At 64.1% G+C, this 16499-nt stretch carries 12 protein-coding genes and 1 pseudogene; 9 read left to right on the forward strand and 4 right to left on the reverse strand.

Annotated features, from left to right (window positions below; translation table 11 throughout):
* Nucleotides 1-11: 11 nt before the first annotated feature.
* Nucleotides 12-1556: a helicase HerA-like C-terminal domain-containing protein gene (locus tag X757_RS138830; protein ID WP_023727663.1), complete on the reverse strand. Its 1545-nt coding sequence runs from the start codon at nt 1554-1556 to the stop codon at nt 12-14.
* Between the two features lie 349 nt (nt 1557-1905).
* Here X757_RS138830 and X757_RS138825 point away from each other — a divergent pair, with 349 nt between their 5' ends.
* The 3 genes from X757_RS138825 (at nt 1906) to X757_RS1000000169200 (ending at nt 5682) form a co-directional block, all read left to right on the forward strand.
* Nucleotides 1906-3348, forward strand: a complete 1443-nt coding sequence (locus X757_RS138825; RefSeq protein ID WP_023727664.1) for a methylmalonyl-CoA mutase subunit beta — start codon at nt 1906-1908, stop codon at nt 3346-3348.
* Nucleotides 3345-5465: a methylmalonyl-CoA mutase gene (scpA, locus tag X757_RS138820; protein ID WP_023727665.1), complete on the forward strand. Its 2121-nt coding sequence runs from the start codon at nt 3345-3347 to the stop codon at nt 5463-5465. Before X757_RS138825 ends, scpA begins: the two co-directional genes overlap by 4 nt.
* 64 nt (nt 5466-5529) lie before the next feature.
* Nucleotides 5530-5682: an AbrB/MazE/SpoVT family DNA-binding domain-containing protein gene (locus tag X757_RS1000000169200; protein ID WP_023727666.1), complete on the forward strand. Its 153-nt coding sequence runs from the start codon at nt 5530-5532 to the stop codon at nt 5680-5682.
* Nucleotides 5683-5777: 95 nt separating this feature from the next.
* Here X757_RS1000000169200 and greA read toward each other — a convergent pair whose 3' ends face one another.
* Nucleotides 5778-6251: a transcription elongation factor GreA gene (gene greA, locus X757_RS138815; RefSeq protein WP_023670749.1), complete on the reverse strand. Its 474-nt coding sequence runs from the start codon at nt 6249-6251 to the stop codon at nt 5778-5780.
* A 139-nt stretch (nt 6252-6390) separates the two neighbouring features.
* Between greA and X757_RS01000000165370 the strand changes: the two are divergent.
* Nucleotides 6391-7757 (forward strand): annotated as a pseudogene (locus X757_RS01000000165370) (TIGR03808 family TAT-translocated repetitive protein).
* Here X757_RS01000000165370 and X757_RS138810 read toward each other — a convergent pair.
* Together X757_RS138810 and X757_RS138805 are read right to left on the reverse strand one after the other, a co-directional pair.
* Nucleotides 7750-8754 (reverse strand): asparaginase, encoded by a 1005-nt coding sequence (locus X757_RS138810; RefSeq protein WP_023727669.1) that lies wholly within the window; start codon nt 8752-8754, stop codon nt 7750-7752. The pseudogene X757_RS01000000165370 and the gene X757_RS138810 sit on opposite strands and share 8 nt — an antisense overlap.
* A 27-nt stretch (nt 8755-8781) precedes the next feature.
* Nucleotides 8782-9948 (reverse strand): acetyl-CoA acetyltransferase, encoded by a 1167-nt coding sequence (locus X757_RS138805; protein WP_023816478.1) that lies wholly within the window; start codon nt 9946-9948, stop codon nt 8782-8784.
* Nucleotides 9949-10148: 200 nt separating this feature from the next.
* Between X757_RS138805 and betI the strand changes: the two genes are divergently transcribed.
* From betI to betB, 5 genes are read left to right on the forward strand one after another with little or no spacing between them, the layout of a single operon-like run.
* Complete coding sequence (gene betI, locus X757_RS138800; RefSeq protein WP_031251629.1) at nt 10149-10739, forward strand: transcriptional regulator BetI; 591 nt, start codon at nt 10149-10151, stop codon at nt 10737-10739.
* Nucleotides 10740-10747: 8 nt separating this feature from the next.
* On the forward strand, nt 10748-12277 hold the full coding sequence (gene betC / locus X757_RS138795; RefSeq protein WP_084629694.1) for a choline-sulfatase: 1530 nt from the start codon (nt 10748-10750) through the stop codon (nt 12275-12277).
* Nucleotides 12274-13278, forward strand: coding sequence for a threonine/serine dehydratase (locus tag X757_RS138790; protein ID WP_023727673.1), 1005 nt, complete (start codon nt 12274-12276; stop codon nt 13276-13278). The genes betC and X757_RS138790 overlap by 4 nt, the downstream gene beginning before the upstream one ends.
* A 3-nt stretch (nt 13279-13281) precedes the next feature.
* Entirely contained in the window at nt 13282-14934 is a 1653-nt protein-coding gene (gene betA / locus X757_RS138785) for a choline dehydrogenase (RefSeq protein WP_023684570.1), read from the forward strand.
* Nucleotides 14935-14968: 34 nt separating this feature from the next.
* Nucleotides 14969-16432: a betaine-aldehyde dehydrogenase gene (gene betB, locus X757_RS138780; RefSeq protein ID WP_023670741.1), complete on the forward strand. Its 1464-nt coding sequence runs from the start codon at nt 14969-14971 to the stop codon at nt 16430-16432.
* The last annotated feature ends 67 nt before the right edge of the window (nt 16433-16499 follow it).

Raw genomic sequence — 16499 nt, forward strand, 5'->3', positions numbered from 1 at the left:
GGCCGACACTTTTACCGCCCCCTGGACAGGCTGCCCAGAATCCCGCGCACGATCGCGCGGCCGACCGACGAGCCGACCGAGCGCACCACCGCTTTGATCGCGGCTTCGGCCACCGTCTGGCGGTTGGACGGGCGCGGCGCCGGGGCGCGGCGACCGCCTGATTGCGGCGGCGGCGGATCGTCATTGCCGAAGCCCGGAATGGTCCAGCGCGAGCGGCCAGTGTCGGCCTGCTGCGCCTGCTCGTCCTGCGCGCCCATGGCTTTCTTCTGCAGCATCTCGAAGGCCGATTCGCGGTCGATGGTCTGGTCGTACTGGCCGACGACCGGGCTCTGGTCGATCAACTTGCGGCGCTCGTCCGCTGTGATCGGGCCAAGCCTGGACGATGGCGGCCGGATCAATGTCCGCTGCACCATGGACGGCACGCCCTTGACCTCCAACGTCGAGACCAGCGCCTCGCCGGTGCCGAGCTGGGTGATGGCGGTGGCGCAGTCGAAATCCGGGTTGGGCCGGAAGGTGTCGGCGGCGGTCTTGACCGCCTGCTGCTCACGCGGCGTATAGGCGCGCAGCGCGTGCTGCACGCGGTTGCCGAGCTGGGCGAGAACCTTTTCAGGGATGTCCAAAGGGTTCTGCGTGACGAAATAGACGCCGACGCCCTTGGAGCGGATCAAGCGAACCACCTGTTCGACGCGGTCGATCAGCACCTTCGGCGCTTCGTCGAAAAGCAGATGCGCCTCGTCGAAGAAGAACACCAGCTTCGGCCTGTCGGGATCGCCGACCTCGGGCAATTCCTCGAACAGTTCCGACATCAGCCAGAGCAGGAAGGTGGCGTAGAGCCTGGGGTTCATCATCAATCTGTCGGCGGCAAGCACGCTGATGGCGCCACGACCGTCGCGAGTGGTGCGCATGATGTCGGCAATGCGCAAAGCCGGTTCGCCGAAGAAATGCGCCGCACCCTGCTGTTCCAGCACCAGAAGCGTGCGCTGGATTGCGCCGACCGACGGCTTGGTGACATTGCCGTAGCGCGAACTGATCTCGTCGGCGCGCGCTGCGATGTTGGCCAGCAGCGCCTGCAGATCCTTCATGTCGAGCAGCAGCAGGCCATCCTCATCGGCGATGCGGAAGGCGATGTTCATGATGCCTTCCTGCGCTTCGGAGAGGTTCATCAGCCGCGACAGAAGCAGCGGCCCCATTTCCGAGACGGTGGCGCGGATCGGATGGCCCTGCTCGCCGAACAGGTCCCAGAAGATGACCGGGAATTCCTGGAAGTCATAGGGATCGAGCTTGACCTGCTCGGCCCGCTTGACCAGGAAATCCTGCGCCTTGCCCATCATGGCGATGCCGGACAGGTCGCCCTTGATATCGGCGCAGAACACAGGCACGCCGGCATTGGAAAACCCCTCGGCCAGGATCTGCAGGCTGACTGTCTTGCCGGTGCCGGTGGCGCCGGTGATCAGGCCATGGCGGTTCCCATATTGCAGCAAGAGCTGTTCGGCGCGCTGATAGCTGTCGTCGGGCTTGCGGCTGGCGCCGAGGAAAATGCTGGTGTCGTCAGCCATATGACCATGTCTCCGCAAACTGATGTGTTAAAAGCCTGTGGCCGTGCCGCAGGGTATAGTCAGGCCATTGCGCAGCGACAATGCTATTCTCCAATTGGGCTATCCATCCAGTTGGCTATTCATCCAGATTGGGCCAATCGTCTAAATTGAACCAATCCTCCAAGTCGGTTTTTGGAACTTGCGGATTTTGCCGCTGTTTGGCAATCGTTCCATGGTTCGTCCACGCAGGCTGCCCTATGTCAGGGAAGCGAATCCCAACCGCGCAAGCGCATTGCATTGCGATATCTGGCAGGGAACCGTAGACTGGACGGCTGACGCTGGTGCGGCCGCATAAAAACGAGGAGCATGGATGGGCGCCGGAGCCTTGACCAGGAGTGTCGAACCCGCTGACGTCGAGCGCCAGCGTTGGCTGGCCTTGGCCGAAAAGGCGCTCGCCGGCGCCTCCTTCGAGGAAAAACTAGTCTCGCATACCGACGATCAGATTCGCATCGAACCGCTCTACGATCGCGCTGGCGGCGCCGAGCCGCTTGTGCGCGCCAACCCCAAATTGCCCTGGATTGTCAGCCAGCGCATTGACGATCCCGATATTGGCCGCGCCAAGGCGCAGGCCCTGGACGATGTGGCACAAGGCGCGACGGGATTGTCGCTTGTCTTCGAAGGTGCTCCGAATGCGTTCGGCTATGGCCTGCCGAGGACGGCGCAGGCGCTGGAAACGGTGCTGGATGGCGTACCGCTCAACCGCACGCAGATCCGCATCGACGCCCATCCCTGGAGCCGTGCCGTCGCCGACTGGCTGGTGGCGTTCCTGAGCAAGCGCCGCTCCGACCCGGCAAAGCTGAACCTCTCCTTCGGCATCGACCCGGCGGCAATCTTTGCCGGAACCGGCCGGCTGCGCATGTCGATCGAGGCGTTGCAGGCATCGATGCCGCAATCGCTGGCGCATTTCTTCTCGCTGGGCGTGCCGGGTGTGCTGCTGGAGGCCGACGGGCGGGTGTTCCACAATGCCGGCGCCACGGAGGCGCAGGAACTCGGCACCATGCTCGCTTCCGCCGTGTCCTACCTCAGGATGTTCGAGGATGCGCGCCAGCCGCTTGTCTATGCCGCTCCCCATATCGGCTTTGCGCTGAGCGTCGACCAGAACCAGTTCCTGTCCATGGCCAAGGTCCGGGCCTTGCGCAGGCTGTGGGCGCGCATCCAGGAAACCTGTTCCATCCCGGCATCGACAGCCAACATCCATGCCGAGACGTCGTTCCGCATGATGACGGCGGCGGATCCCGAAACCAACATCCTGCGCACCACCATCGCCAGCTTTGCAGCGGCAGCAGGCGGCGCGGACTCGATCTCCATCCTGGCACACACCATCGCCCTCGGGCTGCCGGCCGGCTTTGCCCGCCGCATCGCCCGCAATGCGCAGTTGATCATGGCCAATGAAAGCCATATCGACCATGTCGCCGACCCAGCATTTGGGTCGGGCGCAGTCGAGGCGCTGACCCTGGGCCTGTGCGAAGCGGCGTGGGAAGAGTTCCAGCGGATCGAAGCGGAAGGCGGCGTTCTGGCAAGCCTGCAGCAAGGGCATATCCAGAAGCGCGTCAAGGCAGCATCCGAGCGCCGCGCCGAGGCCTACCGGTCGGGTGAACGGGCAATCATCGGCACCACGCTTTACCCGCTGAAAAACGATGCCCCGGTTGAGACGCTGGCGGCTGAGCGGCGGCCGCCTTTCACAGAGGGCGTGGCGGTGTGCGAGGCGCTGTTTCCCGTCCGCATCGACCAGGCAATCGGAGCCGCACAGTGATCCCGGATTTCAGCCACATTGGCTGGTCGGCGCCACGGCGCGCGCCGGTCGAGGTCAAGGGCCAGCGGCTGACGCCGGAAGGCATCGCCGTCAAGCATCTCTACGGCCAGGGCGATCTCAAGGGGCTGCCGCATCTCGACACCTATCCGGGAATGCCGCCCTTCATGCGCGGTCCCTACCCGACCATGTATGTCCAGCAGCCGTGGACGATCCGGCAATATGCCGGCTTCTCGACGGCCGAGGAATCCAACGCCTTCTACCGGCGCAATCTCGCCGCCGGCCAAAAGGGCCTTTCGGTCGCTTTCGATCTGCCCACACATCGCGGCTATGACAGCGACCATCCGCGTGTATCAGGCGATGTCGGCATGGCGGGCGTGGCCATCGATTCCATCCTCGACATGCGGCAATTGTTCGACGGCATCCCGCTCGACGAAATGACGGTGTCGATGACCATGAATGGCGCGGTGCTGCCGATCATGGCGCTCTATATCGTTGCGGCCGAAGAACAGGGCGTCGCGCAGAAGGATCTCGCCGGCACCATTCAGAACGACATTCTGAAGGAGTTCATGGTCCGCAACACCTACATCTATCCGCCGAAGCCCTCGATGCGGATCGTGTCTGACATCTTCTCCTATACCTCCCAGCACATGCCGAAGTTCAATTCGATCTCGATCTCCGGCTATCACATGCAGGAGGCCGGCGCGACCGCGGACCTGGAGCTCGCCTACACCATCGCCGACGGCATCGAATATGCCCGCGCCGGCGTCGCCGCCGGGCTCGACATCGACCGTTTCGCCCCGCGGCTTTCCTTCTTCTGGGCGATCGGCATGAACTTCTTCATGGAGATCGCCAAGCTCCGCGCGGCGCGCATGTTGTGGGCGACCCTGATGCAGAAGAATTTTGCACCGAAGGATGAACGCTCGCTGTCGCTGCGCACCCATTGCCAGACCTCCGGCTGGTCGCTGACGGCGCAGGACCCCTACAACAACATCACCCGCACCATGATCGAGGCGATGGCGGCGACGCAGGGACATACCCAGTCGCTGCACACCAACTCGTTCGACGAGGCGATGGCGCTGCCGACCGACCACTCGGCGCGCATCGCCCGCAACACGCAGTTGATCCTGCAGAAGGAATCCGGCACCACCCGCATCATCGATCCATGGGGCGGCTCGGCGTATGTCGAACGGCTGACGCATGATCTGGCGGCGCGTGCGCTCGCCCATATCGAAGAGGTCGAGGCGCTTGGCGGCATGGCGGCGGCAACCGAACAGGGCATTCCAAAACTGCGCATCGAGGAAGCGGCGGCGCGCACGCAGGCGCGTATCGATTCCGGCGAGCAGATACTGGTTGGCGTAAACGCGCATCGCCCCGAGAACAACATCGAGGTCGACGTGCTGAAGATCGACAATGCCGAGGTCAGGGCCCGACAGTTGTCGAAGCTGCAGAACCTCAAAGGCACGCGCAATGTCGGCGCGGTCGAGAGCGCGCTCGATGCGCTGACCCGCGCTGCGCAGGGTAACGGAAACCTGCTGGAATTTGCCATCCGCGCCGCGCGCGCCTATGCCACGGTCGGCGAGATCTCGCTGGCGCTGGAAAAGGTCTTTGGCCGTCACGTCGCCTCGGTGCAAACGATCTCCGGCGTTTATCGCAATGCGCTTGGCGACAATCTGACGGTCGGCCGATTGCTGGAGAAGCTCGAAGCTTTCGAGAAGAAGTCCGGCGGCAAGCCGCGCATCCTGGTCGCAAAGATGGGACAGGACGGCCACGACCGTGGCCAGAAGGTGATCGCCACGGCCTTCGCCGATCTCGGCTTCGACGTCACGGTCGGCGCGATGTTCCAGACACCCGACGAGATCGCCAGGCTGGCGGTGGCGCAGGACGTCCATGTCATCGGCGCCTCATCGCTGGCGGCGGGGCACCTGACGCTGATCCCCGAACTACGCGACGCGCTGAAGAAGCTCGGCCGCAGCGACATGCTGATCGTCGCCGGCGGCGTCATCCCGCCGCAGGATTACGGCGCAATGCTGGAAGCGGGTGCCGCGGAAATCTTCCCGCCAGGGACGGTTATCCCGGAGGCTGCGGATCGGTTGCTGGACCGGCTGCTGGCGGGCTGATTGAAACAGTTGCACTGCTTATCAAAGTTGCGTTACAATATCGGGCGCAACCTATGGTATAGCTATGAACACCATCATTCACGGACTTGAGGACGGATCGGGCGTTGTAATCCTGCCGCGGGAAACGCTCGACAGCTTGGGCCTGCAGGTGGGCGATGAACTCCAGATCATCGAAACCGACGACGGCATTCATCATCCTAAGGCCGGTGCCGTGTGACGACGTCGAACGGCAAATGCTTGCTGCTCGCGATGTCATGGACAAGTATGAGCCCGCGTTGCGAAAGCTGGCTGTGCAAATAGGGTGAGCTGGCGTCAGGCGTCCGACAGCTTGACGATTTCCCATTCCTTGCCGTTGACGCTTGCGACGTCGCCGACCTTCTTGCCGAACAGCGCCACGGCCATTGGCGAGACGTGTGAGATGCTGCCCTTTGAGGGGTCGGCCTCGTCCTCGCCGACGATCTTCCAGTGCACTTTCTTGCCGTCATCGCTTTCCAGCGTGACACCCATGCCGAAGCGCACCTGGTCGCTGCCCGGTTCCGGCACGGAAAGCTCGGCGCTTTCGCGGCGCGCTGTCCAGTAGCGCAGGTCGCGCGAGACGACGGCAATGCGCTCGCGATCGGCTTTTCGCTCGGCTTTCGCCAAAATGTCGCGCAGATCGGCCAGATTGTCCTCGATCATCGCCAGGCCGCGCTCCGTCACCAGATTGCGGTGTTGGCTGATCGGCCGCTCGCCGATGCCGGCAATGGCGTTTTCGCTGTCTTCCTCGCGGGTGAAAGCCCTGCTCATCGGATAAACTTAGGCCCGCTTCGGCGACTGTACAAGCCACTTGGCGGACCCGGTCATTGGTCGGACTATCGCCGAGCGGAGACCTATGCGGCTGGCCCAATTCCTGCGAAGAACCATTTCATCGCAGGGATCTGTGCCGATGTTGAACAGACGAACGCTTCTCAAGGGGACTGTCGGCTTTGCGGTGCTCGGCGTTTCGCTGGACAACGCCTTGGCGAAGACGGCAGCGCTTGGCTCGATCAATGCCGCCGAGCTTGGCGTGGAGCCGGACGCACCGGACGACCAGAGCAGGGCCTTCGCCAGGATGCTAGCCGAGGCAAGCCAGCGCAATGCGCCGGTGTTCCTGCCGCCGGGCACCTATGTCGTGTCCAACCTGACCCTGCCCGCCCGCGTCAGGCTTTCGGGCGTGCCGGGCGCCTCGCGCATCNCTCGCGCATCCTCTATGGCGGCAATGGCCATTTGCTGACGGCCGAACAGGCCGAGCATATAGAGTTCACCGCATTGGTCTTCGACGGCGCCAACGGCGGGTTGGCCGACGATGCGCAAGGCCTGCTCGACCTGCGCCGCGTCGCCCATCTCGTCATCGACAATTGCACGATCACCGGCAGCGGCAAGCATGGGCTGGCGCTGGAGCATGCGTCGGGCCGCATCGAGCGGTCCGAGATTTCGGGGGCTGCGGACGCCGGCATCTACTCCGTCGAGGCCGCTGGCCTGGCGATATCCGACAACACCGTATCCGACTGTGGCAATGGCGGCATTCTTGTGCATCGCTGGCAGCAGGCCGAGGACGGCACGATCGTCAGCGGCAACCGCGTGCAGCGGATAGGCGCGCGCAGCGGCGGCACCGGGCAGAACGGCAATGGCATCAACGCATTCCGTGCCGGCAATGTCTCCGTCACCGGCAACATCGTCTCGGACTGCGCCTTCTCGGCGATCCGCGCCAACAGTTCAAGCAATCTGCAGATGACCGGGAACACCTGCTCGCGGTCGGGCGAAACCGCGCTCTATTCCGAATTCTCCTTCGAAGGCGCCATCATCGGCAACAACATCGTCGATGGTGCCGCTAACGGCATCTCGATCGTCAATTTCAACGAGGGCGGCCGTATGGGTGTCTGCTCGAACAACATCGTGCGCAACCTCTCGACCACCGGCCCCTACCCCGCCGACGCGCCGGGCTTCGGCGTCGGTATCAGCGTCGAGGCCGACACCACCGTCTCGGGCAATGTCATCGAGAACGCGCCGCTCTACGGCATGCAGATCGGCTGGGGCGCCTATATGCGCAATGTTGTGGCGACGGGAAACATCATTCGTCAGGCCGGAACCGGCATCGCCGTCACTGTGGTCGAAGGCGCTGGGAACGCCATCATCTCCGACAACGTCATCGACGGCGCCAAGAACGGCGCCATCATCGGCCAGCGCTGGGCCGAACGGGCGACCGGCGACCTCGCGCGGTCGAGCGATAGCGGCTATGCGCACCTGACGGTCGAGCGAAACAGGGTCAGCTGAGCGTCGTCGTCGGCCGCAGCGAGCCGACCTTGGCGCCGATGCGGCTTTCTATCGGCGGATTGGTCTGTTCCAGAAGGTTGGCCGCCAGCACGGCGTCGGCGCTGAGAAGTTTTGCCAGCACAGCAGCAATCATCACCTCGGCGGCGCGGCCGGCGCCGTCATCACATTTTAGCGCGATGCCGAGGCCAAGCTCCGGGACGGCGGCGCAATAGACGCCCTCGGCGCCCGTCTTGACGAAGATGCGGCCGGGCGCGGCCTGCATCAGCGCCACATCGGCCTTGCCGGTGCCGGCGACCAGGAAAGGCTCGGCCATGCAGGCAGACAGCAGGCGTTTGGCCGCCTTGGCACGCTCAGGGCCAAAGCTCCTGCCCGCAGCCATGCGGGCAAAGCCAAGGGCAAGACTTTTCAGCGGCACGGCATAGGTGGGGATCGAGCAGCCATCGGTTGCCCGGTGATCCGCATCGTGGGCAGCGCCGGTCACCGCCTGCATGGCATCGCGCACCATCTCCTGCAAACCATGGCCTGCCTTGACGTAGCCTTGGTGGGCAATCCCTGAGTGCACGCAGGTGCAGAGAAATCCGGAATGCTTGCCCGAGCAATTGTTGTGCAGTGCGTTCGGCGAGACGCCTGTGCGGGCCAGTGCGATCGTCGCGTCGTGGCTCGACGGCCAATGCGCGCCGCATTCCAGCGCCGACTTGTCGAGCCCGGCCTTGGCCAGCATCGCCTGCGCCAGTTCGACATGCGCGGGTTCGCCCGAATGTGAAGCGCAGGCCAGCGCCAGTTCGCGGTCGCCGAAGCCATAGGCATCGGCGGCACCCGTTTCGACCAGCGGCAGCGCCTGGATGGCCTTGACCGCCGAGCGCGGAAACACCGGCCGCGCCGTATCGCCGATCTCCAGGACAGGCTTGCCGTCACCGTCAAAGATTGCGACAGCGCCGCGATGGGCGCTCTCGACGATCGCGCCGCGCAAGACTTCGACCAGAACCGGATTTGTCATCACCACCCCGAAAAATACGGGCCGCTTCTACCTGATCCGGTCGAGGATGGAAACGTAGTTGGCGACGGCAGCGCCACCCATGTTGAAGATGCCGCCAAGCTTTGCGTCCGGCACCTGGATGCCGCCTGCCTCGCCGGTCAACTGCATGGCAGTCAGCACATGCATCGACACACCGGTGGCGCCGATCGGATGGCCCTTGGCCTTCAGCCCGCCCGAAGGATTGACCGGCAGCCTGCCGTCTTTTGCCGTCGTGCCGTCCAGCCCCAGCCTGGCGCCCTCGCCCGGCTTGGCTAGGCCCATCGCCTCATATTCGATGAGTTCGGCAATAGTGAAGCAGTCATGCGTCTCGACGAAGGAGAGGTCGTCGAGCGTCACGCCGGCCTTCTTCAAAGCCTGGTTCCAGGCCTGCTCGCAGCCTTCGAAAGACAGGATGTCGCGCTTCGACATCGGCAGGAAATCCTGGACATGCTCGTTGGCGCGGAAGGCGACGGCGCGGCGCATCTTCAACGCCGTCGAGGTGTCGGTCAGCACAAGGGCGGCAGCACCGTCGGAGACCAGCGAACAGTCCGTGCGCTTCAGCGGACCGGCCACGAACGGGTTTTTCTCGCTTTCCTGGCGGCAGAACTCGTAGCCGAAATCCTTGCGCATCTGCGCGTACGGATTGTCGACGCCGTTCTTGTGGTTCTTGGCCGCGATCATCGCCAGCGCGTCCGACTGGTCGCCATAACGCTGGAAATAGGCCTGCGCGATTTTGCCGAAGACGCCGGCGAAACCAGCCGGCGTGTCGCCCTCCTCCGGCAGATAGGAAGCCTTGAGCAGGTTCTTGCCGATCTCGGGGCCGGGTGTCGTCGTCATCTGCTCGGCACCGACCACCAGCACGATGCGGGCGGCATTGGCATCGATGGCGCGGATGCCTTGGCGGACCGCTGCCGAACCCGTGGCGCAGGCGTTCTCGACCCGCGTCGCCGGCTTGAAGCGCAGCCGGTCATCGGCCTGCAGCACCAGGCTGGCGGTAAAATCCTGAGGGGAGAAGCCGGCGTTGAAATGGCCGAGCACGATCTCGTCGACCTCGTCCGGGCCAATGCCGGCATGGTCGAGCGCGTCGACCGCGACCTTGGTGATCAGGCCTTCCAGCGTCTCGCCTTCCAGCTTGCCGAAGCGCGAATGCGCCCAGCCAACGATGCATGCGGTCATGGCGGTCTCCATCCTTGGCGCCAGCCTAACATGTGGGCAAACGGCGCACTTCGCCTTTATTGTTCAAATATAAACAATCCCGCCCGCATCGAAAAGGGCCGCAAGCCGACAATCGCTTGGTGCAGGTTCCAATCGGATCAATTTTTTGTTGATTGACGCGTCAATAAAAAATAATCTCCGCCGCAAAAGCCGGGAACATCATGCCTAAAGTCGGAATGGAACCGTTGCGCCGCAAGGCGCTCATCGACGCGACGATCTCGGCGATCGGCGAGCGCGGCTCGCTTGACGTGACCATGTCGGAGATAGCGGGGCGCGCCGGTGTGTCGTCAGCATTGGCTCACCACTATTTCGGCGCCAAGGATGAGCTGCTGCTGGCGACGATGAGGCATATTCTGGCCGAGCTGACGATCGACATGCGGCGCGCGCTGCAATCCGCCGGCTCGCCGCGCGAACGCGTTTCGGCGGTGGTCGCCGTCAACTTCTCCGACATCCAGTTCCGGCCGGAAACCATCGCGGCCTGGCTCGCCTTTTATGTCGATGCACAGAAATCATCGGCCCTGCGCCGGCTGCTCAGGGTCTATGCGCGGCGGCTGCATTCCAACCTGATGAGCGGACTGATCGGCATACTGCCGCGCAACGAAGCCGACCGCGCGGCGGAAGCGGTCGCGGCGATGATCGACGGGCTGTACATCAGGCGCGCGCTGAAGGACGGCGTGCCGGATGCTCAAACCGCGATCGCGCTGGTCGAAGATTATCTCGAAATCAAACTCGGCGGGCGACAGACACAGTGACAGCCTCAGTGATATCAAGGCGACCCAACATCCTGATCGTCATGGTCGATCAGCTCAACGGCACGCTGTTTGCGGACGGGCCGGCGGACTTCCTGCATGTGCCGCATCTCAAGGCGCTGGCCGCACGCTCGGCGCGCTTCGGCAACAACTACACGGCCTCGCCGCTTTGCGCGCCGGGCCGCGCCGCTTTCATGAGCGGGCAATTGCCGTCGCGCACCCAGGTCTATGACAACGCCGCCGAATTCGCTTCCTCGATCCCGACCTATGCGCATCATCTGCGCAGCGCCGGCTACTACACCTGCCTGTCGGGCAAGATGCATTTCGTCGGGCCGGACCAGTTGCACGGTTTCGAGGAGCGGCTGACCACCGACATCTATCCCGCCGATTTCGGCTGGACGCCGGATTACCGCAAGCCCGGCGAGCGCATCGACTGGTGGTATCACAATCTGGGCTCGGTCACCGGCGCCGGCGTTGCCGAGATCACCAACCAGATGGAGTATGACGACGAGGTCGCCTTCCACGCGGTGCAAAAACTCTACGATCTTGCCCGCACCTCCGAGGACGAGGCCAGCCGGCCCTGGTGCCTGACGGTTTCCTTCACCCACCCGCACGACCCCTATGTCGCACGGCGGCAATATTGGGATCTCTATGAAGACTGTCCGGCGCTTGAGCCGGAGGTGGGATTCATCCCCTATGCCCATCAGGACCCGCATTCGCAACGGCTTTACCGGGCCAGCGACTACGACAGTTTCAACATCACGCCGGAGCAGATCCGCCGCTCGCGGCGCGGCTACTACGCCAACATCTCCTATCTCGACGACAAGGTCGGCGAGTTGATGTCAGTGCTGGAGCGAACGCGCATGCTGGACGACACCATCATCCTGTTCTGCTCCGACCATGGCGACATGCTTGGCGAGCGCGGCCTGTGGTTCAAGATGAATTTTTTCGAGGGCTCGGCGCGAGTACCTTTGATGATCGCCGGCAAAGGCATTCCTGCAGGGCTGATCGAGGCGCCGGTCTCCAACCTCGACGTGACGCCGACGCTGTGCGATCTCGCCGGCATCGACATCTCCGCGATCGCACCGTGGACCGATGGCCAGTCGCTGCTGCCGTTGCTTGATGGCGGACAGCGCACCGCGCCGGTGCTGATGGAATATGCCGCCGAGGGCTCCAACGCGCCGTTGGTGGCGATCCGCGACGGCCGCTACAAATTCATCCATTGCGAGATCGACCCGCCGCTTCTGTTCGATCTCGAAGCCGATCCGCAAGAACGCACCAATCGTGCCACCGATCCGGCGCATGCCGATCTGGTGGCGGCCTTCACGGGAGCCGTGCGAGCGCGCTGGGACATGACGGCATTCGATGCCGCGGTGCGCGTCAGCCAGGCGCGGCGCTGGGTGGTTTATCCCGCGCTGCGCAACGGCACGCATTACCCCTGGGAATTCCAGCCGCTGCAGAAGGCGTCGGAACGCTACATGCGCAACCACATGAACCTCGACAATCTCGAGGAACAGAAACGCTTTCCGCGAGGCGAATGATGACAATTGTCCCCTCCCTCGAGCACCTCAGACAGGCCTATGCCGTGACGTCGAAGGCGACGCAGATCACGCCTTTGCTGGAATCGACAGCCTTGGCCAAGGAGACGGGTGCGGCCCGCGTCTTCATCAAACCGGAATCGCTGCAATGGGCGGGATCGTTCAAGGTGCGCGGGGCCTATTGGCGGTTGAAGCGGCTGTCGCCGGATGAGGCCATAAAAGGCGTCGTCGCCTACTCCTCCGGCAATTTCGCGCAAGGGTTGGCGGCTGCCGGCCAGGCGCTCGGCATTCCCGTCACCATCGTCATGCCGATCGACGCGCCGGCCGCCAAGCGCGACGCGACAGCGGGATATGGCGCGCGCGTCGTGCTGACCGATCATGGCGAGCGCGCCCGTGAAGAGGTCGCAGCCGCCAAGGCCCGCGAGATTGCCGAGACCGAAGGGCTGGCGTTGCTGCATCCATTCGACGATCCGGAGATCGTTGCCGGCCAGGCCGGCGCCGGGCTCGAAGCGCTCGAACAACTCGAGGCAAAGGACGCCAGTGCCGACCTTCTGTTCTGCTCGGTCGGCGGTGGTGGGCTGATCGGCGGCGTCTCGCTCGCCTTCCACTATCTGTCGCCGGCAACCGAGATCATCGGCGTCGAACCGGAAGGCTTCAACGGCATGGGTTCATCGCTAGCGCATGGCGCCGTCGAGACCATGCCGATCGCGCCGAAGTCGATCTGCGACGGGCTGATGTCGCGGCGGCCGGGCGACGCGCCGTTTGCGGCGGTCAAGACCGCCGGCGTGCGCGGCATCACCGTCGATGATGCCTCCGTGCGGCGGGCAATGAAGATCGCCTTCGAACGGATGAAGCTGGTGCTCGAGCCATCGGGCGCCGCCTCTCTGGCGGCGCTCCTCGGCGGCAAGGTGGATGTGACGGGTAAAACGGTCCTGGTCATGGCTACCGGCGGCAATGTCTCGCTCGCCGATTTTATTTCGCATATGAACGATGGGCGCATGTGAACCATGCTTGAAGCAGACTTCGTCATCATCGGCTCCGGCTCGGCCGGCTCGGCCATGGCCTACCGACTGTCGGAAGACGGCAAGCATTCGGTGATCGTCATCGAGTTCGGCGGTACCGATATCGGGCCGCTGATCCAGATGCCGTCGGCGCTGTCGATCCCGCTCAACATGAGCCTTTACGACTGGGGCTTTGCCAGCGAACCGGAGCCGCATCTCGGCGGCCGCGTGCTGGCGACGCCACGCGGCAAGGTGATCGGCGGCTCGTCCTCGATCAACGGCATGGTCTATGTCAGGGGCCACGCACGCGACTTCGACCACTGGGCCGAACAGGGGGCGGCCGGCTGGGGCTTCGCCGACGTGCTGCCCTATTTCAAGCGCATGGAGGACAGTGACGGCGGCGAGGACGGCTGGCGCGGCCACGGCGGCCCGCTGCACGTCCAGCGTGGCCCGCGCAAGAATCCGCTCTACGGCGCCTTTGTCGAGGCCGGCCGCCAAGCCGGGTTCGAACTGACCGACGACTACAATGGCTCGAAGCAGGAAGGCTTCGGACCGATGGAGCAAACCATTCGCGGCGGCCGCCGCTGGTCGGCGGCGTCAGCCTATCTGAAGCCGGCGCTCAAGCGGCAAAATGTCAGCGTGATCAGAGGCTTCGCCCGCCGGGTGATCATCGAGAATCAGCGTGCCGTCGGAGTCGAGATCGAAGCTCACAAACAGATTCAGGTCGTTAAGGCACGACGTGAGGTGATCGTTGCCGCATCATCGATCAATTCGCCCAAGATCCTGATGCTGTCCGGTATCGGCCCGGCCGCGCATCTCAAGGAGAACGGCATCCAGGTCGTGGCCGACCGGCCCGGTGTCGGCCGCAATCTGCAGGATCATATGGAGCTCTACATCCAGCAGGAATCGACCCAGCCGATCACGCTGAATTCGGTTCTCAACCCATTCTCCAAGGCGCTGATCGGGGCGCAGTGGCTGTTCTTCAAGACCGGCCTCGGCGCCACCAACCATTTCGAGGCCGCGGCCTTCGTGCGCTCGCAGGCCGGCGTCGACTACCCCGACATCCAGTATCACTTCATCCCGGCTGCGGTGCGCTATGACGGCAAGGCGGCGGCGAAGGCCCATGGCTTCCAGGCCCATGTCGGGCCGATGCGGTCGAAGTCGCGCGGCTCGGTGACGCTGCGCTCTCCCGACCCGAAAGCGACGCCGGTCATCCGCTTCAATTACATGTCGCATCCAGACGACTGGACCGAGTTCCGCCACTGCATCAGGCTGACTCGCGAGATCTTCGGCCAGAAGGCTTTTGACGGCTTCCGCGGCAAGGAAATCTCGCCAGGTTCGCATGTCCAGTCGGACGAGGATCTCGACGCCTTCATCCGCGATCATGCCGAGAGCGCCTATCACCCGTGCGGCACCTGCAAGATGGGTCGGGCCGATGACATCACGAGCGTCGTCGATCCGGAGTGCCGCGTCATCGGCGTCGACGGCCTGCGCGTCGCCGACTCCTCGATCTTTCCGCGCGTCACCAATGGCAATCTCAACGCGCCCTCGATCATGACCGGCGAAAAGGCCTCCGACCACATTCTCGGCCGCACGCCGCTGGCGCCCTCCAACCAGGAACCCTGGATCAATCCGCGCTGGCAGGTGGCGGATCGATAGGGCATTGTCCGGCGAAGACCATTGGAGAATTCATATGCGCGCCCAGCCAACGGCATCGCACTATGTCAACGGCCGCTACATCGAGGACGAAGGCGGCGCGCCGCTGCCGGTGATCTATCCGGCGACCGGTGAGGTCATCGCCACTTTGCATTCGGCGACTCCGAACGTGCTGGAGCTCGCCATCGAAGCCGCGCGGGCCGCACAACCGGCCTGGGCGCGGATGAAGCCGGTCGAGCGTGGCCGCATCCTGCGCCGCGCCGCCGACATTTTGCGCGCGCGCAACGCCGATCTGGCGCGGATCGAGACGCTCGACACCGGCAAAGCGATCCAGGAGACGCTGGTGGCGGATGCACTATCGGCAGCCGACTGCCTCGAATATTTCGGCGGCGCGGTTGCCGCCTTCAACGGCGATGCGATCGATCTTGGTGGACCTTTTGCCTATACGCGCCGCGAGGCGCTCGGTGTGTGCGTCGGCATCGGCGCCTGGAACTATCCGATCCAGATCGCCGGCTGGAAATCCGCCCCCGCGCTCGCCATGGGCAACGCCATGGTGTTCAAGCCCTCGGAGAACACGCCGCTGTCGGCGCTGGCGCTGGCCGAGATCTACTCAGAGGCGGGCCTGCCCGACGGGCTGTTCAACGTGGTGCAAGGCTATGGCGATGTCGGCGCCGGCCTCGTCGGCCACGATGTCGTTGCCAAGGTTTCGGTGACCGGCTCGGTGCCGACCGGCCGCAAGGTGCTGTCGCTCGCCGGTTCGAAGATGAAGCACGCCACGATGGAGCTCGGCGGCAAGTCGCCGCTGATCGTCTTCGACGATGCCGATCTCGAAAACGCCATCGGCGGCGCCATGCTCGGCAATTTCTATTCGACCGGGCAGATCTGCTCCAACGGCACGCGTGTTTTCGTACAAAGCGGCATCCATGACCGCTTCGTCGACCGGCTGGTCGAGCGGACGAAAAAGATCCGCATCGGCGATCCGCTCGATCCTGAGACGCAGATGGGGCCGCTGGTCAACAAGGCGCAGCAGGAGAAGGTCGTTTCCTACATCGCGGCCGGCAGGCAGGATGGAGCAACGCTCGCCTGCGGTGGCAACGTGCCGTCGCTGCAAGGGTTCGATGGCGGCTTCTTTGTCGAGCCGACGGTGTTCACCGGTGTCACCGATACGATGCGCATTGCGCGCGAGGAGATTTTCGGGCCGGTGATGAGCGTGCTGAAGTTCGACGGCGAGGACGAGGTGATCGACCGCGCCAACGACACCGAATTCGGCCTCGCCGCCGGCGTCTTCACCCGCGACCTGCAGCGCGCTCATAGGGTGATCGCCGAACTGCAGGCCGGCACCTGCTGGATAAACGCCTACAATCTGACGCCGGTGGAAATTCCGTTTGGCGGGGTGAAGCAATCCGGCATCGGGCGCGAGAACTCGCTGGCGGCTTTAGCGCTCTATTCGCAGCTGAAGGCGGTGTATGTCGAGACCGGGGACGTGGCGAGCCCGTATTGAGGGTTGAAAGCGAAGTGACAGCTGATCTCCCCCCTTGCGGGGGAGATGGCCGGCAGGCCAGAGGGGG

It is taken from the genome of Mesorhizobium sp. LSHC412B00 (assembly GCF_000503035.1).
Lineage (GTDB): Bacteria > Pseudomonadota > Alphaproteobacteria > Rhizobiales > Rhizobiaceae > Mesorhizobium.